The following is a 22,715-nucleotide window of genomic DNA, read 5'->3' on the forward strand; positions in this document are numbered from 1 at the left end:
TCTTACTGCGACAGAACCGTTGAATGTCGGTTTCCCGACGGAATCTGTACACCCTGCACGACCTTCGCGGCGTGGAGCGATATCTCCGTAGCGATGGATGGCCGTGCGCCGTTGACTAGCGAAAGAGGCCACGCCACGTTAGCCGCGCTCAATCGCAATGGCTTGTAGTGCCCCGTGCTGGATGAGCCGGACAGCCTGCACCAGCTGTCGCCGGAAAACGTCGTGATTCGCCAGTTCAGGCGGGAACACCTCCTTGACCGACAGCATGGTTTCGATGAGTTGTTCCGGGTCGGTGGGGACATCTGCACTCAGGCGCGCAGCCATCGGGTCGTTGATTTCGTAGCGCGTGCCATCATCGGCGTGCCCGCGCAGGAACACGAGCCACGCTGCAACGGCCAGTGTCAACCGTTCGATCGATTGTCCCGCGTTCATACGCGCCTCGATCGTTGCAAGCAGCCGAGGGGGGATCTTCTGACTGCCATCCATCGCAATCTGCGCGGTGCGATGCTTGAGTGCCGTGTTTGCGTAGCGTGCGAGCAACGCATCTCGATAGGCGAGCACATCGAACGAGGGCGGGACGTCGAGCGTCGGCGCGATTTCCTCCGTCATCATCGCGTGGACCAGAGTTCTCAGAGGTGGATGGCCGATTGCTTCATCGATCGTCGAGAAGCCAGCGAGCATCGAGAGATACGCGAGCGTCGAATGCGTCCCGTTGAGCATGCGCAGCTTGGCGACTTCGAATGGCATCACGTCGTCGACGAGTTGCGCGCCGACTCGCTCCCACGCGGGGCGTCCTGCCGGAAAGCGATCCTCGATCACCCATTGTCGAAACGGCTCGCACGGCACGGGCACGGCGTCGTGAAAATTCAATGCGCTCAGCGCGGCGTCGCGTTCCGCATCGGTGGTTGAGGGCACGATGCGGTCCACCATCGTCGACGGAAACGCCACATGTGAGTCAATCCAGTCGGCGAGTTCCTCGTCGAGTACGCGTGCGTACGACGCGACCGCCTGCTTTAGTGCGGCACCGTTGTGCGAGAGGTTGTCGCATGACAGCACGGTGAAAGGCGGCGTGCCGGCGTCGCGTCTTTGCCCGAGCGCAGCGGTGAGAATGCCTGGTACAGTCGACGGTTTGTCAGGATGCGCCAGATCGTGCGTGATTCCTTCGTGGCTCAGGTCTACATCGCCCGTTCGCGTATCGCGGCAGTAGCCTTTCTCTGTGACCGTCAGCGAGACGATCCGCACATTTTCATCGACGAGCAATTCGAACAGACGCGCGCGATCGTGTGGCATTGCGAGCACTTCCTTGAGCGCGCGAATCACCGTGACGCGCACGCCTTCGGGTCCGCGTTCCACCACGCTATACAAGCCGTCCTGCGCCATCAACGCGTCGCGCTTGCCCACGTCGCCCTGCAACGTCACGCCGCAGATGCCCCAGTCGCCGCCTGCCGCGAGCATCGCTTCCTCCGTATAAACGGCCTCGTGCGCGCGATGAAAGTTACCAATCCCCAGATGAACGATGCCGATGCGCGGATCGCGCCATGCCGGCCCGAGCATGTGATCGTTCAATGAGTCGAGGGCACTACGGCAAAGCGATGGTCTGTCGGTCATGTCTGGTCCGAAGCGCGGGAAAACCCGTTGTTGACGATTAAATATACTTGTATGGTAGCATCAGTTCCATCGAATGCGACTCAAGGAAATCCCCATGAAAATCGTCCGCGCCGATGTGATCGTCACGTGTCCCGGCCGCAACTTCGTCACACTCAAGGTGGTGACGGACGAGGGCGTCCACGGCATCGGAGACGCCACGTTGAATGGCCGCGAACTCGCGGTGGCGTCGTATCTCAAGGACCATGTCTGCCCGTTACTCATCGGGCGCGATCCGGGACGCATCGAAGATATCTGGCAATTTCTCTACAAGGGCGCGTACTGGCGCCGCGGCCCGGTAACGATGACTGCAATCGCCGCTGTCGACATGGCGCTGTGGGACATTCTCGGCAAAGTGGCGAACCTGCCGCTGTACCGGCTGCTGGGCGGTGCGTCGCGTGAAGGCGTGATGGTGTACGGCCACGCGACCGGGTGTGATATTCCCGAGGCGCTCGACCGCTATGAAGAGCACATTGAAGCCGGCTACAAGGCGATCCGCATCCAGTGCGGCGTGCCGAACATGCGTTCGGTCTATGGCGTCTCGAAGGGCTCCGGCATGTATGAGCCCGCGACCAAAGGTGCCGTCGAGGAGCAAAGCTGGTCATCGGAAAAGTATCTGGACTTCGTGCCGAAGCTCTTCGAAGCCGTGCGCGACAAGTTTGGCTTCACTACCCACCTGCTGCACGACGTGCATCACCGTCTCACGCCCATCGAAGCAGCGCGCCTGGGCAAATCCGTCGAACCTTATCGGCTCTTCTGGATGGAAGACCCGACGCCCGCTGAAAACCAGGCGGGCTTCCGTCTGATCCGCGAACACACGGTCACGCCGATTGCAGTCGGTGAGGTGTTCAACAGCATCTGGGACTGCAAGCAACTGATCGAAGAGCAGTTGATCGACTACATCCGCGCGACGTTGACGCACGCAGGTGGCATCACACACCTGAAGCGCATCGCCGACTTCGCTTCACTTTATCAGGTGCGCACGGGCTGTCACGGCCCGTCGGATCTGTCGCCTGTCTGCATGGGCGCGGCGCTCCACTTCGACCTGTGGGTGCCCAATTTCGGCGTGCAGGAATACATGGGTTTCCCGAAGGAAGCGCTCGACGTGTTCCCCCATGCGTGGACCTTCGATCGCGGCATGATGCATCCGGGCGAGGCACCGGGTCACGGCGTCGATATCGATGAGGAAGTGGCCGCGCGCTATCCCTACGACCCGGCGTATCTGCCCGTTGCGCGGCTCGAAGACGGCACGCTGTGGAACTGGTAAGCCCCCATCGATAGATAGAACGACGGCCAGGAGACAGGCATGGCAGACAAGAAAACCAGTGCGATGTTGCGACGCGTAGCGGCTGCATCGACAATCGGAACCGCCGCCGAGTACTACGATTTCTTCGTATACGGCACGGCCGCGGTGCTCGTGTTCGGCGCGAAGTTCTTCCCGTCGAGCGATCCGTTGATCGGCACGCTCGCGGCATTCGCAACCTATGCCGTGGGCTTCGTGGCGCGGCCGCTTGGTGGCATCGTGTTCGGGCATTTCGGCGATCGCATCGGACGCAAGAAGGCGCTGATCGTCACGATCCTGATTGTCGGGCTTGGGACGTTCGTGATCGGCCTGTTGCCCGACTATTCGCAGATCGGCATCTGGGCGCCTGCCTCGCTGATCCTGATTCGCGTGCTGCAGGGTTTCGGCGTCGGCGGCGAACAGGCGGGCGCGGTGTTGCTGACGGCGGAGTATGCGCCACCTCGCGAACGCGGCTTTTTTGCGAGTCTCGTGCAGCTCGGCGCGCCGGCAGGCTTTCTGATTCCGTCCGGTCTCTTCGCGTTGCTGAGTGCAACGCTCACGCATGCGCAACTGATGGACTGGGGCTGGCGCCTGCCGTTTCTGGGCAGCATCGTGCTGGTCGTGGTGGGCCTGTATATCCGGCTGCGCACGGAAGAATCGCCGATTTTCGCCAGCATCCGCGAGACCGAGGCAGTCGAGTCGCGGCCGGTCGTCGAGGTGGTCAAACAGTTCGGACCGACTATCGTGAAAGGCGTCGGCGCAAAGCTGATCGAGGCGTGCACCTTCGCGATGTACACGATGATCGTGCTCGCCTACGGACGTGCGCACAACATCAGCGAAAGCCTGCTGCTGCAGACGATTATCGTTGCCGTGGTACTCGAGCTGCTCGCGATTCCGATGGCGGGCGCGCTATCGGACCGCATTGGCCGGCGCACGACTTTCATCGCGGGCGCGGTGCTGCAAGTGCTGCTCGTCGTACCGTTGTTTCATGCAGTCGACAGTGGCAACCGCCTCGCAATTCAGGCGGCGATGATTCTCGCGATCTCGGTTGGTCACAGCCTGTGCTATGCGCCTCAGGCGTCGCTTTTCCCCGAGCTGTTTCCGGCGCGCGTTCGATGCAGCGGCATTGCGCTCATCTGGCAGATCGGATCGCTGATAGGCAGCGGCGTGCTGGGACTCGTCGCGGTCAAGGTGATTCAGGCGACGCACGGCAATTCGATTGGGCTTGTCATCTATGTGGCGCTGCTCGGAATCATCTCGGCCGTCTGCCTTTTCCTTCTGCCCGAAACCGCTCCCGCGCGACGCGGCGGCGATCTCCATGACTGGGGCGCGCCGCAACGCGACGCGGCCTTGCGCGAAACGCACGCTTCCGCCGCATTCGCTGCGCGCCACTGAGCGCACCGCTGAGCACGCCGATACGGCAACACCTCGATACAGGACCACGACCATGTTTGCAGCCGTTCTTCACGAACCGAAGAAACTCCTCATCGACGAACTCGATGCGCCTCAACCGCAAGCCGGTCAGGTCCAGATTCGCGTGCGTGCCGGCGGCATCTGCGGCTCGGATCTCTCGTACTACTTCAAGGGCAAGAGCGGCGACTTTGCGGTGCGCGAACCGTTCGTGCTGGGCCATGAAGTCGCGGGTGAAGTCGCGGCGCTCGGCGAAGGCGTGAGCGGTCTCGCGGTCGGGCAACGTGTTGCCGTGAATCCCGGACTCAACTGCGGCACCTGCAGGTACTGCGTCAAGGGCATGCCGAATCATTGCCTGAACATGCGCTTCATGGGCAGCGCATCGACGTTTCCACATATGCAAGGCATGTTCCGCCAGTTCATTGCGGTGAGTGCGCATCAGTGCGTGCCCGTGCCGGACGGACTCGACTTCGCGGAGGCCTCGATGGCCGAGCCGCTCGCGGTGGCGCTGCATGCGCTGCGTCTCGCCGGGTCGCTCGTCGGAGCGAAGGTGCTGCTGGTGGGTTGTGGACCGATCGGTTGCATTCTGCTCGCGGTGGCGAAGCGTGCGGGCGCGCACCGGATCGTTGCGCTCGATCTCGCGGAGAAAGCGTTGCAGATGGCGACGACACTCGGCGCCGACGAAACCGTGCTCGCCACTGATCACGCACGCATCGATCAATGGGCGCAGCAGCGCGGCACTTTCGATGTGGTGCTGGAAGCGTCGGGCAGTACGGCTGGGCTCGATACGGCATTACGCACCGCGCGCGCGGGCGGCACGGTCATTCAGGTCGGCAATCTACCGGCGGGACAATCGCCCGTGGCGGCGAATCTCGTGATGTCGAAAGAGCTTCGGTATCAGGGTTCGTTCCGCTTCACCGACGAATACGCCGTCGCCGCCGAAGAACTCGGTGCGCACAAGATCGATCTGCGCCCGCTGATGACGCACGCATTCTCGCTCGAAGAAGCCAACCGCGCTTTCGAAGTCGCGCATGACCGCATCCAATCGATGAAGGTCCATCTGCACTTCGACTAACCTTTCCACATGAACCGCCCGGACACACAAAGAGGCGGAGCACTGGAGACATACACCATGATCAAGAGCCAGCGATGGTTCGTCGTCGGCCTGCTGTTTCTCGCGGGCGTCATCAATTACCTCGACCGCGCGGCGCTCTCGATTGCCGCGCCGCTGATCCAGAAAGACCTGAACTTCTCGCATGCGCAGATGGGCATCGTGTTCAGCAGCTTCTTCATCGGCTATGCGCTGTTCAATTTCATCGGCGGCGTGGCTTCCGACGAATTCGGCGCGAAGAAAGTGTTTGGCGGCGCGATGGGTGTCTGGTCGATCTTCTGCGGCGCGACGGCGCTCGCGAGCGGGATCGTTTCCCTGATCGTGCTGCGCGTGTTGTTCGGCATGGGCGAAGGGCCGTTCAGCTCGTCGAACAGCAAAATGGTGAACAACTGGTTTCCACGCCGCGAAGTGGCGAGCGCAATCGGCGTCATCAGCTCGGGTACGCCGCTCGGCGGCGCACTCGCGGGCCCCGTCGTCGGCTATATGGCGATCCAGTTCGGATGGCGCTGGGCGTTCGTCGCGATCATGGTGTTCGGCCTCGCGTGGCTCGTGCTCTGGTCGATGACCACGACCGAGCATCCGCGGCAGAACAGTCGTGTGAAGCCGGCCGAACTCGATCTGATCGTCTCGGGCCAGCAGCAGGTTTCGTCGATGGAACATGCGCCTGCGGGCAAGAAGACGGGACTCAGCTTCTACCTGAAGCAACCGATCATTCTGGCGACCGCGCTCGCGTTCTTCTCCTACAACTACGTGCTGTTCTTTTTCCTGTCGTGGTTTCCGACCTATCTGACGGAAGCCCATCATATGTCGCTGCGCGACATGAGCATTGCTACGGTAATCCCGTGGGTGCTCGGCAGTATTGGACTCGCGGCAGGCGGTTTCATCACCGATTTCATCCTGCGTCTGACTGGTAAGCCGTTGTTGTCGCGCCGGATCGTGCTGTCGGTTTGTCTCGGCGCGGCGGCCGTGTGCGTCGGGTTCGCCGGACGCGTGCAGAGCATGCAGGGCGCGGTGGCGCTGATGTCGGTGTCGATCTTCTTCCTGTATGTCACGGGTTCCGTCTACTGGGCGGTGATTCAGGACACAGTGCGCCGTGAGAACGTGGGCGGCGTCGGCGGGTTCGTGCATTTGCTCGCCAATCTCGCGGGGGTGATTGGACCAGCCGTGACCGGCTTCATCGTGCAGGCGACGCACGGCGCTTACGGCAGCGCGTTTGTGCTGGCGGGGGCGATTGCCGTGATCGGCGCGCTGTGTGCGCTTGTTTTCATCCGCGAGCCCAGATCGCAAAAAGAGCCGGCAGAGCGTAAACTAGTATGGTAGTTTTGCGATATCAGTCTTCGATTACCCGGTATGGACACGAAAATTGCAAGCCCGAAGGCCGCGTCGCGGCGCGAGAAAGGAACCGGCGCGCTGACCGTTGCACCACCTGCCGCGAGTCGCGCACGCGTGGTGTCCGGCGAGCAGAAAACGCCGCTGCGCGGCGCGCTGGCGGGTTTGTCCGTCGAATCGCACGAGCCGATCGGCAAGCAGATCTTCCGCTCGTTGCGTGAGGCGATTTTTACCGGCCTGCTCGCGCCCGGCACACCGCTTTCGGAGAAAGAGGTGTCGGAGATGTTTCAGGTGTCCCGTCAACCCGTACGCGAAGCGTTCATTAAGCTCGTCGAGGCCGGCGTGCTGCAGGTGTTGCCTCAGCGCGGCACGTTCGTGAAGCGGATTTCCCCGCGCAAGGTACGCGAGGGGCGTTTCATTCGCGAGGCGATCGAGGCTGCCGTCGTGCGCAAGGCCGCCGACGCCATCACCGATGCTCAACTGGCGGAGCTTGCCGCGAATCTGCGTGAGCAGAAGGCAGCCGCCAGGCTTAACGACACGGCCGCGTTTCTCGCCTGCGACGAGCAGTTTCACTTTCTGATCGCTCAGTCCATCGATTGCGTTGCGGCGTGGGAGACGATCCAGGACATCAAGGCGCAGATGGACCGGGTGCGCTATCTGAGCCTGCATGAAGTGTCGCCGCTGGATCTGCTGATCAAGCAGCATGCGCTGATCGTAAGCGGGCTGAAGGCGCACGATCCCGACGCTGCGGAAAACGCGATGCGTGCGCATCTGCGAGAGATTTTGGTGTCGCTCGGGCCGGTGGCGCAACTGAATCCGGACTGGTTCGAACCAGACGAGCCAGAGGCGGTGAGACTGATGCTCTAGCGCTTTTTGCTCCGCGGGGACTGATTGCTCCTCTTATTGCGATCGATGGCACGGGGTCTTGTACAGCGCGGGCCTTACACTTCTACGTCAAGCCAAGGAACCGATCATTTCTCTACGGATATCGGTTCTCGCCCATCGAGCTTGCAATTTGGCCGGTGCGGTTTCGATGCTCATACGAGCGCATCGAAAATGTGGTAGCCGAAGAGACTTGCCTTCGAGACAACGTGACATTCCAGGACCCCGTGCGGTCATGCAGAAAGGTGAGCGCGCCCTCGTGGATTAGCGTGCGCTGTCGATGATCGAGCCTCCGTCAGGGGTGAGGCTGTAACCGGTCAGGAACTGCGCATCCTTGCTCGCCAGGAAAAGGACAACGGGCGCGATGTCATGGTCCGGCGATCCATAGCGGCCAAGCGGATTGGTCGGCGCGGGCACGTTGACGTCCTTAGCCCATGTTTCAGCGACCGGTAGGACGTTGTTCACCGTGATCTTATCGGCGCCCCATTCTTTCGCTGCAGTTCGCGTCAGGGCGCGCACCGCCTCTTTCGCCATGTTGTACGGGCCATAACCCGCGAGGCCCACCACGCCCGCCATCGAGCCAAAATTGATGACCCGGCCTTCACCGCTCGCCTTGAGGTAGGGATAGGTGGCTTGCATCGTGCGCAGATAGGCAATCGGGCCGACCTCGAAATTGCGCTGCAACTGTTCCACCGAAAGGTCGATGATGGACGAGAAGGGCGCGGTGGGGTCGAAGGCGTTGTTCACGAGAATGTCAATGCCGCCGTAGGTTTCGACGACCTTTTCCACCGCCACCTTGATTTGTTCGGCGTCGCTGATGTCGCATGGCACGCCAAGAGCCGTGCCGCCGGATGCCTTGATCTCCGCGACAACGGTATCCACATTGGCGGGGGTGAACGAAAGAACCGCTACTTTTGCGCCTTCCGCTGCGAACAGCTTAGCGGTAGCGCGACCGATGCCTCGACCGGCGCCCGTGACGATAGCTACTTTTCCGTTAAGTCGGCCCATATACATCTCCATTCAGTTGAAGCTTTGGTGGATTGGCTGCGTCAGGCTCGGCGCATAGGGCGACGGAACCTGTCGAGCAGCGTTTTGGGTGGCGAATGAGATGGCGAGGAGCACCAGGCCCACGACTGCTGGCACGGCCGCCTTCGGATTGCGCACGCCGAGATGTGCCATGCCAGACAAGATCAGGTGATAAAAAATGCCGGCATAGGCGAAATCACTGAGGGGAACACTCAGCCGCGAGAGAATGGCGACAAGGCCCAGGATCTTCACGACGATCATGAAGGGCACTAGATGATCGGCGGAGTAGCCCAGCGCGATTTGGGCCTGCTTCACCAAGTCTCGTTTGGTCACGTACAGGTGAACGGAGACCAGATACAACAGCGACAACAGTGCTGTGCTGATCCAATATGCATAGTTCTCAAGCATGAAGTTTTCCTTTGCAAGTCATCCAGTCGACTTGGCATGAGAATGTCGCGTAAGATGAAATCTCGCAAGTAGGATGAAAAAATGGCACTTAGTATGGAAAACCAGACCAATAGCGATGACGGGATCAACATGCACGACGAAATGCGGCGTGCCTTCGCGCTCCTTTCCGGCAAATGGAAGCTCGAAATAATGTGGCTGCTCAACCAGCGGATCTATCGCTTCGGCGAACTAAGAAAAGCCATTCCCGGCATCACACAGCACATGCTGACAGCGCAGCTTCGCGAACTGGAAGCGGATGGCTTGGTGTCGCGCACCGTATTCGCGGAAGTACCCCCGCGCGTCGAGTACGAGATCACGCAGAAGGCCCGCGGGCTTGGACCCACGATGGAGGCACTAACGGCCTGGTGGAATGAGTATGGACGGAGCGTGCCGGTAAAGCCCACTTCGCGTGGGCGAACAGCCAAAGCGCCCAGGTCAAAGGTGGGATGACAATGGCGCTAGCGACGTCGCCAGACGATCAGCGCAACCGCGTTGAGCAGTTCGAACGGCTCCAATGGACATAAGTCGTCTGCAGATTCACCGTATGCTGATTAAGCCTGCGGAGGCGGGCACATCGGTCGCGGTCCGACCAAGCGATCGCGGACGCGGCCACAAGCAGGCGCAAATCGGTGAGCTGGCATCTGCAGCCGAAGCGATCCGCATGGTCACTGTACGGCTAAAATCGACGATTCCGAACACGGTCCGAAGGCCAACATGGAAATCAAATGGATTGAAGATTTCATCGCTCTTGCGCAGTACCAGAGCTTTTCCCGAGCCGCTGAATTTCGTAATGTCACGCAGTCCGGGTTCAGCCGCAGAATCCAGTCACTCGAGCAATGGGTCGGCGCTGACCTGATCGACCGCAGCAGCTTTCCTCCCGTCCTGACTCCCGCCGGTCAACTGTTTCGCGAAGTCGCCGACGATGTTCTTGCCCGGCTTCTCGATACGCGGGCCATCATCCGCACCGAACAGCGCATCGCGGGCAAGAGTCTGCAGATTTGCGCGGGACACACGATAGCCCTGAATTTCCTTCCGACATGGCTCAAAGCGCTCGCGCCCCAATTCGGTGAGGTACGGGCGCGCGTAATTCCGACGAACGTCCACGACTCGATTCTCATGCTCGTGAACGGCAATTGCGAGCTGATGTTTGCCTATCATCATCCGGAGCTCCCCCTCCATCTCGACGCCGCGAGGTACGAGCATCTCACCGTTGGTCTCGATACCCTGATGCCAACCAGCAGGTCAAACGAGCGTTCGGCTCCCAAGTTCCGCCTGCCGGGGACCAAGCAACGTCCGCTGCCCCTTATCTCCTACACCGAAACAAGTTACTTCGGACGTTGCCAGGCGCTGCTGTTGAAGAAGGCATCGGACGCGCTGTCGTTGCGACTGCACTATGAGTCCGACATGGCGGAAGTTCTGAAGAAACTCGTAATGGAGGGGGAAGGCGTGGCCTGGCTCCCCAGGAGCACGATTACGAAAGAGCTTGCCGATGGCGATCTCGTCCCGGCAGGGCCAGCGAGCTGGCACCTGCAGGTGGAACTGCGCGCATATCGTGATGCAACGAATCGCAGCGAATTCCTGGATACGCTCTGGCATCACCTGCGCGCCGGCTCCGCCACGCTGGAATAGGGTTTTCCCGCCTTATGCGAATTTCGCATGAGCGCATGTCGTAACAGCATCAGCGTTTTTTTGAACGTCCCTACCATCCGTTCTACGGTGAAAGTGCCGCTCCCAGCGCCGCTTTCATTTCTTCTCCCGCGCGTGGCCGTCACCTTCCATCGTCCACGCCGCTACAGGACGGATGACCATGAAGAATCGCCTTACCCTGAGCATCGCGGTAGCCATGCTCCTTGGAGTCGGAGCTGGGTACGCATGCCACACGAACATTGCTGACCCCGCCACGCTGAAAGCGGTTGCCGGCTACTTCTCGATTGTCACGGATATTTTCCTGCGTTTGATCAAGATGATCATCGCGCCGCTGGTCTTCGTCACACTCGTGTCGGGGCTGGCAGGAATGGATAGCGGCGACGATGTAGGGCGGATCGGGCTTCGCTCGGTCGGATGGTTCATCAGCGCATCACTCATCTCTCTGGCGCTCGGGCTCGTCATGGCCAACGCGCTGGAACCCGGTGCAGGTCTGCATCTGACTGAGAGTTCCAGCGAAGCGAATACGGGGCTCAACACGGCGGCACTGAACGTCAAGGACGTCATCACGCACGCATTCCCGACAAGCCTGCTGGATGCGATGGCGCGCAATGACATCTTGCAGATTCTCGTATTCTCACTTTTCCTTGGCGTCGGCCTTAGTGCACTCAAGCGCGACTCGCGCGTCGGCATCGTCATCCAGGCGATAGACGGAATGGTCCCTGTGATGCTTCGGCTTACGAACTACGTCATGCGTGCTGCGCCGCTTGGTGTCTTTGGTGCCATCGCCTCGTCCGTGACGCTGCGTGGCCTTGACGTGATCTACACCTACGGCAAGCTCATCGGGTCGTTCTACCTCGGGCTGCTGGTCCTCTGGGCAATCCTCATCGCAATCGGCTACGCTTTTCTCGGACGCAAGGTGGGTAGTCTGCTGAAGGCAGTCCGTGAACCCGCGATGATTGCATTCTCGACGGCAAGCAGCGAGGCCGCATATCCGCGACTCACCGAGCAACTGGAAAAGTTCGGCGTCGACAAGAAAGTGGTCGGCTTCACGTTGCCGCTGGGCTACGCATTCAATCTCGACGGTTCGATGATGTATCAGGCGTTCGCAGCGATCTTCATTGCCCAGGCCTTTGGCGTCCAGATGCCAGTGTCGCAACAGATCTTCATGTTGCTGATTCTGATGTTGAGCAGCAAGGGAATGGCAAGTGTGCCGCGCGGGTCGGTGGTCGTCGTTGCGGCTGTCGCGCCGATGTTTCATCTGCCTGTCGCCGGCGTGGCTTTGGTCCTGGCGATCGACCAGATTCTCGATATGGGTCGCACGATGACCAACGTGATTGGCAATAGCGTTGCGACTGCTGTCATCGCGAAATGGGAAGCTGCACGCGAAGCAAAGTCGACGGACGCCTCCTTTGAGCAGGTGGAGGCCGGTGCACGATGAGCGCGACGGTGGCTGAAAGCCGGCGCAAGCTGGGCGTAGTCGGAGGATTGGGCCCGCTGGCAAGTGCCGATGTGTTCTTCAAGATCGTGAAGGCGACGCCTGCATCCTCCGACGCCGAGCATGCCGAGGTTATCTTCGAGCAGCGCCCGTTCAAGGGGGCGGGGGCGGGCAGTACTGCAACGACGGAGCGCAAACTCTACATCTTCGACATGATCCGGGATTTCGAGAAGCGCGGGGTAACGATGGTCGTGCTTCCCTGTTTTCTGAGTCACACGTTTATCGACGAATTGAAAGCAAATACGAGCCTGCCTATTGTCGATATTGTCGAAGCGGTTCGCAGTTACGTGCAGCGAAAGTTCCCCGACGCGAAGCGTATCGGCGTGCTCGCATCCGATTACGTCCGTGAAAAGCGCCTCTTTGAACGGTATTTCATCGCTCCCGAATTCGAGGTCGTGCATCCGAGTACTGCCGGCGATACCGATACGGTAACCGAAGCCGTCTATGGCTCTAACGGTATCAAGAGCGGTAATCTCCGTGGCCGCCCTGTTGCGCTGCTGCGCGCTGCGTGTGAGAGCCTCATGGATCAGGGCGTCGACGTCATCGTGCCGGGCATGACGGAGATCGCCCTCGTCGCCGAGGAAATCGGTCAGTTGCAGGTGCCACTTGTCGATACCAACATGGCGTATGCGCAGTATGTCGTGTCTGGCCGTCCTGGTTCACCTGCCCCGGTTTTCAAGGTCGGCGTGGTGGGCGGTGTAGGCCCTGCGGCGACGGTCGACTTCCTTAACAAGGTCGTTCGTCATACGCCGGCGTCGCGCGACCAGGACCACATCAAGCTTCTGGTCGAACAGAATCCGCAGATTCCCGACCGAACAGAAAACCTGATCAGTGAAGGGCTGGACCCGACCGTCTCGCTCTACGCCACGTGCAAAAAACTGGAAGACGGTGGCGCAGACATCATCGCAATCCCCTGCAACACTGCACATGCGTTCGTTGACCGGATCCAGCCGTATCTCGGAATACCTATCGTCAACATGCTCACCGTCACGGTGCGCTACCTGCGTGATTCCTTTCCCGGCTTGCGCGATGTCGGCGTGCTGGCCACATCAGGCACGATCGGCAGCGGTGTCTACCAGAAGGCTCTCGAATCGCAGGGCCTGCACCAGATTGCCCCTGGCGCCGCTTTGCAGGCGCATGTGATGGACGCCATCTACGGAAAGAACGGCGTCAAGGCAGGTTTCACGACCGGTCAATGTCAGGAAGACATCATCGCAGCAGTCGAGGGACTGATTGCAGAGGGCGTTGAAGTGATCCTCCTTGGATGCACAGAGCTCCCCATCCTCCTCCCGGCTGGCGAATTCGTCGGCCGTAACGGCGGGCGCGTGCAACTGGTTGACCCGACTGAAGTCCTCGCGAGGCAATGCATTGCTTACGCGAAGGGCGGCGCCACCAACTGAGCTGACACCGGCTCGCCACCAAAAGCTTTCGTCGCCCGGTTCGAAAAAACGGACCGGGCGCGCCATCGGTCTGGCCATTTCCTTTGGAGCATCAAATATCAGTTTCGACTCACCGTATCGAGCACGATCTTCTTGGCGATCTGCCGGTTCCGCAGGAGGCGTATTACGGCGTCCATACCCTGCGCGCGCTCCAGAATTTCCCGATTACGGGCATTCCTATTTCGACGTACCCGAATCTGGTCAACGCGCTTGCCAGCGTCAAGGAGGCGGCAGCACTCGCCAATCACGAGCTGGGCCTGCTGCCGGAGCACAAACTGAAGGCCATCGTGCAGGCCTGCCAGGCGATTCGTCAGGGCGTGGCGCGTGACCAGTTCGTGGTCGACGTTATTCAGGGCGGCGCCGGCACGTCCACGAACATGAATGCCAACGAGGTCATTGCCAATCTCGCGCTCGAGTACCTCGGTTGTCAGCGTGGCGACTATGCAGCTTTGCACCCTAACGAGGACGTCAATCTGGGACAAAGTACCAACGACGTTTATCCGACTGCACTCAAAATTGCTGCTTACATGGGTATCGTGCAGCTCGTCCATGCAATGGGTGTGCTGCGTGCCTCGTTCGAACGAAAGGCGGAGGAGTTCAGAAACGACCTCAAGATGGGGCGGACGCAGCTGCAGGACGCGGTGCCAATGACGCTGGGCCAGGAGTTCAGTACCTTTGCCGTGATGCTGGGCGAAGACGAAGATCACCTGATGGAGGCATCAAAGCTGATCTGCGAAATCAATCTGGGGGCGACCGCGATCGGCACCGGTATCAACACGTCGCCTGAGTACGCGCCTCTTGTATGCCGTCACCTTGCTTCGGTCACGGGAATTCCCGTCACCACTTCGCCGAATCTCGTTGAGGCAACACAGGACGTCGGCTCGTTCGTGCAATTGTCGGGTGTGCTGAAGCGCGTAGCCGTCAAACTCTCGAAGGTCTGCAATGACCTCCGGTTGCTCTCCAGTGGTCCACGGGCCGGCTTTGGGGAAATCAACCTCCCTCCCGTTCAGGCGGGTTCCAGCATCATGCCGGGCAAGGTGAACCCGGTTATCCCGGAAGTGATGAACCAGATTGCGTTCGAGGTGATCGGTAACGATGTGACGGTCAGTTTCGCAGCAGAAGCGGGTCAGTTGCAGCTGAACGCGTTTGAGCCGGTTATCGCGCACAGTCTCTTCAAGAGCGTCGCGCATCTTCGGGCGGGATGCCTGACGTTGGCATCAAAATGCGTGGACGGCATTACCGCGAACCGTGAGCGACTGCAGTCACTCGTCGAGAACTCGATCGGCATTGTGACTGCGCTGAACCCCTACATCGGATATGTGAATGCAACCCAGGTCGCGCAGCAGGCACTCGTTTCCGGCCGGGGCGTCGCGGAAATTGTCATTGAGCGCGGCCTTCTCACCCGGGTACAACTGGATGAAATCCTTCAGCCAGCGATGCTGACCCAGCCCAGACAGTCCATCGTCTTGCGGTGATCAGGTGACGGGCGCCGGGGCCGGTCGCTGTCCGCCCCGGCTGCGAGCATGTTACGACCTCACGTCCTTAACTGCTGACGACTTCAAGGGCTGCGGGTCTGCACCAGCTTTGGCTCGGCCATGCGCGTAACGACATGATGTCCCGCATCGTCCGTGAGGGGATAGTCCTTGTACGCTGAGAACGCATAATTCAGGAGGCTGCCTGCACCCGTTATACGGTCGTTAGCCGTGGGCGCGCCCAGGACGACAGCGAACACGCGACGCATCATCGGAGGGGAGCTCTGCTTCCGTTTTGCCGTGGCAACAATGCAATATCCGGCTGCCTGCGTGTGACCAGTCTTCATGCCGTCGACTGAGGGTCCTTCCCGAGCAGCCAGTTCTTGTTCCGCTTTTCGAACTTCCCATAGGCGAAGTGCTGCTCGGATGAGAAGGTGTAGTACTCCGGGAAATCCTTGGTCAGGCGTAAGGCCAGGGTGGAAAGGTCGCGGGCGGTCGAGTAGTTTCCAGGCGTTGTGATGCCCGACGGCGTTGAAGAGTGGGTGTGGGCCATCCCGAGCTTTCGGGCGGTGTCGTTCATCAGCTGCTCGAATCCGGCAGGCGAGCCGCCAACGCGCCTGGCCAGCACCAGGGCGGCATCGTTTGCCGATGCGGCAATGAGACCCTGAACAAGATCTCTGACAGGTACCTGCGGCCCCGGCACCAGATACATCCTTGCCTCGTCGCCGCCGACCTCACCAATGTCTGCCGCGTCAACAGCCACTTTCTCGTTCCAACTCACCGACCCGCGCTTCAGGGCATCGAGCGCGATATACGCTGTCATAAGTTTGGTGAGCGATGCGGGCTGCCGCTCAGCGTCCGCGTTGTGTTCGACCAGTACCTGGCCCGATTCGCCATCAACTAACATCCATGACACTGCATGAATGTCATACGGTGGTTGTGCTGCAGCACTTGCGCCTGGTGCGCTGAGGCACGATGCAATGCCTATCGCGGTGAGCGAGAGCAGAAGAAGAGAGTTTGATAGCCGTGACGTCAAGGTTTGAAGCGTTGTGAATAGGTTGTGGTAAGACCGCACGCTGTGGACGCATCCTGTCGTGGGTGCTGCAGGGAATGCGAACAGCCTGTATAGACGGGTGGAAGGCGGCCATGATAAGCGGAAAGGGCCCGCCGCATGATGCCGATCTCGCATGGACCCATGTCGAACTCAAGATGCCGGCTACACAGACGAGATTTGCCAGTCTACGCGCCCGCCGCGCCGCTCGGTCTGTTTCAAGATGCGGAGGCGCCGAACGTGAAGCATTCCGGGAGCAGCCATCAAAGCTGTTTCAGCTTGACCGGCCGATGTGGGTGGTGAAGCGTCTAATGCCAGGCTTTGCCTTTAGAAGAGGGCCGCAAATGGCCCGTGACCCAACCGCTATGACGGGGATGCTGAAGGATGACGGCACATCAATTCGACTGATGGGTTGCGAACAGAATTATGAAATGACGCACAAAAAATCGGAGGGCGAAACGCCTCCGCGAGGACGTTCCAGATGCGAGCCCTTCCGGCCTGCTAGACTGGAAGTTCCCCTGCAAGCCATGGAGGGAGACATGACGACCGTCTACGTCGTGAAGACTGGCGAGAAGTACCTCTGCACCGCAGAGGACGGCGATATCGGCATGGCACCGGAGATTAAGGAAGCCACGTCCTTTCTCTCGTATGAGGAAGCGAACAAAGTCGCGAAAGAGAACGCCGACCCCGGATACGAGATCGTGGCCGTCAACATTACGAGACGCTGATGCGGAGTCCGCTCCCAGGCGCTCAATGAAAGAGGGCTAGCGATTCAGGAAGCGCCATGCAATATGGTGCTCCGGTCGGCTGCGTCCAAAATCATCTGAGAATGGGCTGCACTGTGCATCGAGATTCGCACGACGCAGTCGATGTGGACATTGAATGCGTTAGCATGGGCCGCAAACCTGTCTTGCACGAACGCTCAAGAATTCGATGTGTCGCCGCGCACCACGACGCCGGGCAAACGCATTGATGATCACGTAGTGGTGGCCGACGAGCCACGCAAAGAGCGCGCGCAGCACGGCGAGCGCATACGCGGCGAGAGGACCGTCAGGCCGCGCGCGAACGGCCGCCATTCGGCGGAATCGCGCGGCCGGCGCCGGAACGCCCGGTACGCGATCGCATCGTCGGTCGTGAGCGATGAGCGCGGGACGATTGTAGCAGGCGCTTCTGTACAGCCACCGAACTCTAGACGCCGAAGTGCCAGCAAACTATCTTGAAGGCGTCCTGGGCGACTTGCATCACCGTGAACATTGGTTTTTTTCCGAAGGTCCCGTTCGGCTATGTTTAAGGCGATACGCTGCTGGAACTGGAGCGCATGAGTCCTGCCACGCGCATCATCAACCTCGAAACGGCCGTCACATCCAGCGAGGACGCATGGCCCAGAAAGGGTATCCACTACCGCATGCATCCCGCCAACGCGCCCGTCTTGAACGCCGCGGCCAGCTTCACGTCGTCACTTTGATGACGGCCGCCGGCCCCTCCCACAGTGTCCGGGTAACCCCGCATTTCGATTGCGTTGCGTCCATTGCGTGCGTCAACTCGCCGTCGATCATGGCGACTGCCCGCGTCGATCTGGACCGTGCGCGCGCATCACAAGCGATGTCGACAGGGAGGGGTTGCTGCCCGATTTGTGCCGATACATCACTATCATCGACGCGGTTGGCGTTTCGCTTAGAATCGACGTCCGGCATCGGCGGGCCACGGCTGTGCACGTCGACGGCCAATCGTTCAATCGGGGAGTGAACATGCGGTTTATCCATGCAGCGGATATTCATCTCGACAGTCCGCTTCACGGCTTGAGTGCCTATGCGGACGCGCCCGCGGAGATGCTGCGTAACTCGACCCGCGAGGCCTTCTCGTCGCTGGTGACGACCGCCATCGACGAATCCGTCGATTTCATGGTGATCGCGGGCGACCTGTACGACGGCACCTGGCGGGACCACAACACGGGCATCTTTTTCTGCAGGGAGATGGGCCGGCTGCGACGCGCAGAGATTCCCGTGTTCGTCCTGTTCGGCAATCACGACGCCGAAAGCGAGATGACGAAGCAACTGCAACTGCCCGAGAACGTCCGCACGTTCTCGACACGCAAGGCGGAGACGTTCCGGATCGACGCGCTGAAAGTCGCGTTGCACGGCCATAGCTTCAGGGAACGGGAGACCACCGTGAACCTCGTCGCCGGCTACCCGGCGCCTGTATCGGGCTATTTCAACATCGGCGTGCTCCATACGGCGCTCGAAGGCAATGCCGCACACGCGAGCTATGCGCCGTGTTCACTGGCGGAACTGCATGGCAAGGGCTATCACTACTGGGCGCTCGGGCACGTGCACGAGTTTGCGATGTGGCAGGACCGGTCGACGGTCGTATTCCCGGGCAATCTGCAAGGCCGCAATATCCGCGAGACCGGGCGTCGCGGTGCCGTCATGGTGACGGTCGACGATTCGGGCGAGATGGAAATCGAGCGCCTCTTCGTCGATGTGCTGCGTTGGGAAGCGGTGGAGGTCGATGCCTCGGCTTGCGCGACGCTCAACGATGTCGCGCGCGCGGTTGGTAGCCATCTGGAGATGCTCGCGGAATCGGCGTCGGCGACGGTGCCGCATGCCGTCCGCGTGACGGTCACGGGAATGACTGCGGCGCATGGCGAGCTGTTCGGACTCGAGCCGCAATTGCGCGTCGAAGTGCTTGCGCAGATCGCGGGTCTCAGCCATGACCGTCTGTGGCTTGAGAAGGTGCGCATCGAGACGAGCCCGCTGGGCGATAGCAATGCCGTGCTAGATCGCGCGGATGCCATCGCGGATCTGCATAACCTGCTCGTCGAAGCCGAGTCCGATCCGGAGTTTCTCGCGATGCTGAAAGAGCGGCTGATCGGGCTGGCGACGCATTCGCCTCACGAACTGCAAGAGATGGTGCCGGCGCTCTTCGATGTGCGCAACGGCGAACTGACGGGACTGGTGCGTGCAGTGCGCGCCGGGCTGGTTGAACAGGTGGCGAAGGCGAACTGAACTATGCGCATTGGCAAGCTCGAACTGATCCGCTACGGCAAGTTCTCCGATGAAGCGGTGGCGTTTCCCCGCTCGTCGCACGATTTTCACTTTCTCGTCGGACCCAACGAAGCCGGCAAGTCCACGATCAAGACGGCGATCACCGAACTGCTGTTCGGCATGCCGCACAGCTCGCCGCTGGATTTCATTCATCCTCAGAGCGAACTGCGGCTGGGCGCGGTGATCGAGCATTCGGATCAGTCGCTGGCGTTTCATCGGTCGAAGGCGAGAAAGGCGTCCCTGTCCGCGCCGAAGGGCGAACCGCTCGCGGGCGAAGCGCTCGTTCCGTTTCTCGGCGAGGCCGACAAGGCGTTCTTCGAACAGATGTTCTGCCTCGATCACACGTCGCTGATCAAAGGCGGGAAGAGCATTCTTGATGCGTCCAGCGACGTGGGGCAGGTGCTATTCCAGTCGGCGGCAGGCATTTCGAGTCTGGGTCCCGTGCGGGAACGGCTCGCGGAAGAGGCCGACCGCCTGTGGAGCAAACGCAAGTCAGGCGAGCGCGCTTATTACGTCGGGCTGAAGCAACTGGATGACGCGAGCGCCGAACTGAGAACTGCAATGGTCCGGACGTCCGCCTGGCGGGCTGCGCAGGAGACGGTCGACGACGCGCTGGAAGGCAAGCAATCCGCAGAGCGCCAGCATGGCGAGCTGGAACTGAAACGCAGCCGCCTGGAGCGCATTCGCCGCGTCACGCACCATCTCGCCGTGTGGCGGGAGAAGACCGCCGAGCTGCGCGCGCTGGGGGAGGTGATCGATCTGCCGCACGATGCCGACGCCACGCTGCAAGGCGCGTTGAGAAAACTGGCGGCAGCCGACAGCGCGCTCGAAGTGCATCTGCGGCGCGCGGGCGAACTGCAAGGCACGCTCGACAACAAGGACATCGATCAGACCGCGCTAGCGTTCCAGAGCGAAATTGAGGCGCTGGAAAGCACGCGTCACCGATGCGGCGACCACGAGGCGGACGTTGCGCGCCTCGAACAGCAGGTGTCGTTGCTCGTGCGTCAGGTCGCCGATGCCTGCGCGCAACTCGAATGGCCCCGGGACGAACTGGCGGCGCGTAATAGCGTGCCCTCGGCGCTCGCGCTGCATACGGTCGAGAGCCTGATGCGCGACCGCGGCAAGCTCGAGCAGTCGGTCGTCAGCGCACAGCAGGCGATACAGAAGAAGCTGGCGGAGATCGACGACCTTGGCCGTAAGCTGGAGAGCCTGCCGGCCGGGGAAGTTCCCGACGATGTCCAGGCCGCACTGCGTTCCGGGCAACGATATAGGGAAAACGACCCGGCGCAGCGCCGGCTGAAGGACGCCGTCGCCGACGCACAGCGCACGCTGGATGCGAGTCTTGCGGCGCTCGGCAAATGGAGCCGTGCGTTGCCAGCGCTGAAGTCGATGACCTTGCCATCGACGGAACGTGTCGCGTCGTTGCGTGCCGAGCGCGACGATCTCGTCTCGCGTCTCATGCGCGCACGCGACCGACTCGATGAAGCACGCGAGGGCGAACGTCTGGCCGTTGCCGAACACGATGCGTTCGAGCAGGCGCATCAGATCGTGACGGGTGAGGTCGTTGTGCACGCGCGCGGGGTCCGCGACGCGGCCTGGGCGGCGATCAGGGATGGCGCGGTGTCGGTGGCGGACGGCGCGCCCGAATTCGAAGCGGCAGTGACGGCGGCGGACGATCTGTCCGACCGGCAGGTCGGCTCGGTCACGGAAGCGACGGAACTGTCGAACCAGAAACAGCGGGTTCTCGAAACAAAGGAAACGGCCCTGCGCCATGGCCAGCGCGTTGCCGAGGCAGAAGAGGCGCTTGCGCGCTTCGACGCAGCCTGGGCATCGCTCGTATCCGAACAGGAACTGGCCGGCATGGCGCTCGACGATATCGCCTCGTGGATCGCGCGCCGCGAAAACGCGCTGCTGGCCGCCGCAGCACTCGAAAAGAGCACGGATGAACTCGAACGCGAACGCGCGGAGGTCGAATCGTGCCGGGCGCGGCTCTCCGGCTGTCTCGTCCAGGCGGGGCTGATCGGCCCGTTGCCCGCGGCGCTCGAAGACTTGTGCACGATGGCCGAGAGCTACGTGAGCGAACGCAGGCAGGCGACGATGACGCGGCGCCTGCTCGCCGGGCAGATCGAAGCGGCTCAGGCCGACGTTGCGACCTTGCGTCGAGAAGCGGCCGTTCACACCGATGCCCACCGTCTCTGGAAGGATCAGTGGGCAGCCGCCATCGCGAAAGCGGGACTGTCCGCCGTCGCCGATTCGGATGCCGCGACCGGTGCCGCACTCGGAATCGCCAAAACGGTTCGCGAACAGCTCGATCAGATCGCAACCATCCGCAACGCGCAGATCGATCCGATGCGGGCCGCCCTGGCGGACTTTTCCGCAAATGCCAGCAGGCTTGCGGTCCAGTTTGGAATATCGACGCCCGAAGCGGACCCGAAAGCCATTTCGATCGAACTCTCGCGGCGTCTGTCGTCGGCGCGGGCTGTGCAGGCCGAATCCCAGCGCCTGACGAACGAACTGGCGGACGTGTCGGAGCGCGTTCGCCTCGCCCGTGCGGAGGTGGATGAGGCGACAGCGCAGCTGCGTCCGCTCTATGCACTTGCCGCCGTCGACAAGCCGGACCTGCTGCGTCCACTGATCGCGCGTTCGGACCGCAAGCGCGAACTGGCGGCGGCCATCGGGCAGGCGCACAGGAGTCTCGTCAACGATGGCGACGGACTGGGCATCGAAGAACTCGCCGAGGAAGTCGACGCGACCGATCTGCAGACGGTCCAGGCCGACCTGCTGAGTGTGGGCGTCGCGCTGACGGACTCGGTCAACGCACGTGCCGAGATGGCGACCAGGGTGGCCGAGGCGCGTGCGCAACTGGCGGCGATCTCGGGCGGCGCGAATGCGGCGATTGCCGAAGCAAAACGCCAGGAGGCGCTCGCCGCCATGGCCGAAGCGGCCGAACGCTTCATCAAGGTCGAGACGGCGTCCACCCTGCTGCGCTGGGCCGTCGACCGGTATCGCGAGCGTCGTCAGGGACCCATGCTGGCGCGCGCGAGCGCAATCTTTTCGGAGCTGACGCTCGGTGCGTTCGAACATCTTTCGGTCGACTACGACAGCCAGCCGCTGGCGCTGGCCGCCGTGCGTGCGGGCGGCAAACGTGTGGAGATCGGTGGCATGAGTGAGGGGACGCGTGACCAGCTCTATCTGGCGTTACGTCTTGCCGCGCTCGAACTGCATTGCGAGCGTGGTTCCGCGCTGCCTTTCGTTGCCGATGACCTGTTCATCAATTTCGACGACAGGCGTGCGAAGGCAGGGCTTCGCGTGTTGGCGGGACTGGCCACGCGCATGCAGGTGATCTTTCTCAGTCACCACGATCACCTGGTCGAGATCGTCAACGAGGTGTTTGGCGCTTCGGCGAACGTGCGATATCTCGGTTAGCGGTTCTCTC

At 61.3% G+C, this 22,715-nt stretch carries 17 protein-coding genes and 2 pseudogenes; 14 read left to right on the forward strand and 5 right to left on the reverse strand.

Features of this window, described 5'->3' with window-relative positions; translation table 11 throughout:
- Positions 1–138: 138 nt before the first annotated feature.
- A complete protein-coding gene (locus BN2476_RS05830) occupies positions 139–1,608 on the reverse strand; it encodes a mannitol dehydrogenase family protein (protein ID WP_087733226.1) in 1,470 nt (489 codons plus the stop codon).
- A 94-nt stretch (positions 1,609–1,702) separates the two neighbouring features.
- Between BN2476_RS05830 and manD the strand changes: the two genes are divergently transcribed.
- The 5 genes from manD to BN2476_RS05855 are packed head-to-tail and all read left to right on the forward strand — an operon-like array spanning position 1,703 to position 7,643.
- Entirely contained in the window at positions 1,703–2,911 is a 1,209-nt protein-coding gene (manD, locus tag BN2476_RS05835; RefSeq protein WP_087733227.1) for a D-mannonate dehydratase ManD, read from the forward strand.
- A 39-nt stretch (positions 2,912–2,950) separates the two neighbouring features.
- A complete protein-coding gene (locus tag BN2476_RS05840; RefSeq protein ID WP_087733228.1) occupies positions 2,951–4,321 on the forward strand; it encodes an MFS transporter in 1,371 nt (456 codons plus the stop codon).
- Positions 4,322–4,373: 52 nt separating this feature from the next.
- Complete coding sequence (locus BN2476_RS05845; RefSeq protein ID WP_087733229.1) at positions 4,374–5,411, forward strand: L-idonate 5-dehydrogenase; 1,038 nt, start codon at positions 4,374–4,376, stop codon at positions 5,409–5,411.
- Positions 5,412–5,468: 57 nt separating this feature from the next.
- A complete protein-coding gene (locus tag BN2476_RS05850; RefSeq protein WP_087733230.1) occupies positions 5,469–6,767 on the forward strand; it encodes an MFS transporter in 1,299 nt (432 codons plus the stop codon).
- 30 nt (positions 6,768–6,797) lie between these two features.
- Positions 6,798–7,643 (forward strand): GntR family transcriptional regulator, encoded by an 846-nt coding sequence (locus BN2476_RS05855; RefSeq protein WP_087733231.1) that lies wholly within the window; start codon positions 6,798–6,800, stop codon positions 7,641–7,643.
- Between the two features lie 279 nt (positions 7,644–7,922).
- Here BN2476_RS05855 and BN2476_RS05860 read toward each other — a convergent pair whose 3' ends face one another.
- Together BN2476_RS05860 and BN2476_RS05865 are read right to left on the reverse strand one after the other, a co-directional pair.
- On the reverse strand, positions 7,923–8,666 hold the full coding sequence (locus BN2476_RS05860; protein WP_087733249.1) for an SDR family NAD(P)-dependent oxidoreductase: 744 nt from the start codon (positions 8,664–8,666) through the stop codon (positions 7,923–7,925).
- Positions 8,667–8,678: 12 nt separating this feature from the next.
- Complete coding sequence (locus tag BN2476_RS05865; RefSeq protein ID WP_087733232.1) at positions 8,679–9,092, reverse strand: DoxX family protein; 414 nt, start codon at positions 9,090–9,092, stop codon at positions 8,679–8,681.
- Between the two features lie 93 nt (positions 9,093–9,185).
- Between BN2476_RS05865 and BN2476_RS05870 the strand changes: the two genes are divergently transcribed.
- The 5 genes from BN2476_RS05870 (at position 9,186) to aspA (ending at position 15,187) form a co-directional block, all read left to right on the forward strand.
- Positions 9,186–9,581 carry a winged helix-turn-helix transcriptional regulator gene (locus BN2476_RS05870; RefSeq protein ID WP_087733250.1) on the forward strand — a complete coding sequence of 132 codons (396 nt, stop codon included), beginning with the start codon at positions 9,186–9,188 and terminating at the stop codon, positions 9,579–9,581.
- A 264-nt stretch (positions 9,582–9,845) separates the two neighbouring features.
- Complete coding sequence (locus BN2476_RS05875) at positions 9,846–10,760, forward strand: LysR substrate-binding domain-containing protein (protein ID WP_087733233.1); 915 nt, start codon at positions 9,846–9,848, stop codon at positions 10,758–10,760.
- 178 nt (positions 10,761–10,938) lie between these two features.
- Positions 10,939–12,216, forward strand: a complete 1,278-nt coding sequence (locus tag BN2476_RS05880; RefSeq protein ID WP_087733251.1) for a dicarboxylate/amino acid:cation symporter — start codon at positions 10,939–10,941, stop codon at positions 12,214–12,216.
- Positions 12,213–13,673, forward strand: coding sequence for a cysteate racemase (gene cuyB, locus BN2476_RS05885; RefSeq protein ID WP_087733234.1), 1,461 nt, complete (start codon positions 12,213–12,215; stop codon positions 13,671–13,673). The genes BN2476_RS05880 and cuyB overlap by 4 nt, the downstream gene beginning before the upstream one ends.
- Before the next feature lie 95 nt (positions 13,674–13,768).
- Positions 13,769–15,187 carry an aspartate ammonia-lyase gene (gene aspA, locus BN2476_RS05890; protein WP_087733252.1) on the forward strand — a complete coding sequence of 473 codons (1,419 nt, stop codon included), beginning with the start codon at positions 13,769–13,771 and terminating at the stop codon, positions 15,185–15,187.
- 83 nt (positions 15,188–15,270) lie between these two features.
- Here aspA and BN2476_RS49640 read toward each other — a convergent pair.
- Positions 15,271–16,373: pseudogene (locus BN2476_RS49640) on the reverse strand (D-alanyl-D-alanine carboxypeptidase family protein).
- Between the two features lie 401 nt (positions 16,374–16,774).
- On the opposite strand from BN2476_RS49640, the gene BN2476_RS05900 reads away from it, so the two are divergent.
- Positions 16,775–16,963 (forward strand): hypothetical protein, encoded by a 189-nt coding sequence (locus tag BN2476_RS05900; protein ID WP_087733253.1) that lies wholly within the window; start codon positions 16,775–16,777, stop codon positions 16,961–16,963.
- A 231-nt stretch (positions 16,964–17,194) separates the two neighbouring features.
- Here BN2476_RS05900 and BN2476_RS47655 read toward each other — a convergent pair.
- Positions 17,195–17,379 (reverse strand): annotated as a pseudogene (locus BN2476_RS47655) (integrase); the annotation flags it as partial.
- 174 nt (positions 17,380–17,553) lie between these two features.
- Between BN2476_RS47655 and BN2476_RS05910 the strand changes: the two are divergent.
- From BN2476_RS05910 to BN2476_RS05920, 3 genes are all read left to right on the forward strand, one after another.
- A complete protein-coding gene (locus tag BN2476_RS05910) occupies positions 17,554–17,700 on the forward strand; it encodes a CapA family protein (RefSeq protein WP_438942861.1) in 147 nt (48 codons plus the stop codon).
- A gap of 283 nt (positions 17,701–17,983) precedes the next feature.
- Positions 17,984–19,240: a metallophosphoesterase family protein gene (locus BN2476_RS05915; RefSeq protein WP_087733254.1), complete on the forward strand. Its 1,257-nt coding sequence runs from the start codon at positions 17,984–17,986 to the stop codon at positions 19,238–19,240.
- Between the two features lie 3 nt (positions 19,241–19,243).
- Complete coding sequence (locus BN2476_RS05920) at positions 19,244–22,705, forward strand: ATP-binding protein (protein WP_087733235.1); 3,462 nt, start codon at positions 19,244–19,246, stop codon at positions 22,703–22,705.
- Positions 22,706–22,715 lie beyond the last annotated feature (10 nt).

The organism is Paraburkholderia piptadeniae (genome assembly GCF_900007165.1).
Lineage (GTDB): Bacteria > Pseudomonadota > Gammaproteobacteria > Burkholderiales > Burkholderiaceae > Paraburkholderia > Paraburkholderia piptadeniae.

Coding starts and splice junctions, on each gene's coding strand:
- BN2476_RS05830 (WP_087733226.1), bottom strand. CDS start 1,608: ATGACCGACAGACCATCGCTTTGCCGTAGTGCCCTCGACTCATTGAAC.
- manD (WP_087733227.1), top strand. CDS start 1,703: ATGAAAATCGTCCGCGCCGATGTGATCGTCACGTGTCCCGGCCGCAAC.
- BN2476_RS05840 (WP_087733228.1), top strand. CDS start 2,951: ATGGCAGACAAGAAAACCAGTGCGATGTTGCGACGCGTAGCGGCTGCA.
- BN2476_RS05845 (WP_087733229.1), top strand. CDS start 4,374: ATGTTTGCAGCCGTTCTTCACGAACCGAAGAAACTCCTCATCGACGAA.
- BN2476_RS05850 (WP_087733230.1), top strand. CDS start 5,469: ATGATCAAGAGCCAGCGATGGTTCGTCGTCGGCCTGCTGTTTCTCGCG.
- BN2476_RS05855 (WP_087733231.1), top strand. CDS start 6,798: ATGGACACGAAAATTGCAAGCCCGAAGGCCGCGTCGCGGCGCGAGAAA.
- BN2476_RS05860 (WP_087733249.1), bottom strand. CDS start 8,666: ATGGGCCGACTTAACGGAAAAGTAGCTATCGTCACGGGCGCCGGTCGA.
- BN2476_RS05865 (WP_087733232.1), bottom strand. CDS start 9,092: ATGCTTGAGAACTATGCATATTGGATCAGCACAGCACTGTTGTCGCTG.
- BN2476_RS05870 (WP_087733250.1), top strand. CDS start 9,186: ATGGAAAACCAGACCAATAGCGATGACGGGATCAACATGCACGACGAA.
- BN2476_RS05875 (WP_087733233.1), top strand. CDS start 9,846: ATGGAAATCAAATGGATTGAAGATTTCATCGCTCTTGCGCAGTACCAG.
- BN2476_RS05880 (WP_087733251.1), top strand. CDS start 10,939: ATGAAGAATCGCCTTACCCTGAGCATCGCGGTAGCCATGCTCCTTGGA.
- cuyB (WP_087733234.1), top strand. CDS start 12,213: ATGAGCGCGACGGTGGCTGAAAGCCGGCGCAAGCTGGGCGTAGTCGGA.
- BN2476_RS05900 (WP_087733253.1), top strand. CDS start 16,775: ATGACGACCGTCTACGTCGTGAAGACTGGCGAGAAGTACCTCTGCACC.
- BN2476_RS05910 (WP_438942861.1), top strand. CDS start 17,554: ATGAGTCCTGCCACGCGCATCATCAACCTCGAAACGGCCGTCACATCC.
- BN2476_RS05915 (WP_087733254.1), top strand. CDS start 17,984: ATGCGGTTTATCCATGCAGCGGATATTCATCTCGACAGTCCGCTTCAC.
- BN2476_RS05920 (WP_087733235.1), top strand. CDS start 19,244: ATGCGCATTGGCAAGCTCGAACTGATCCGCTACGGCAAGTTCTCCGAT.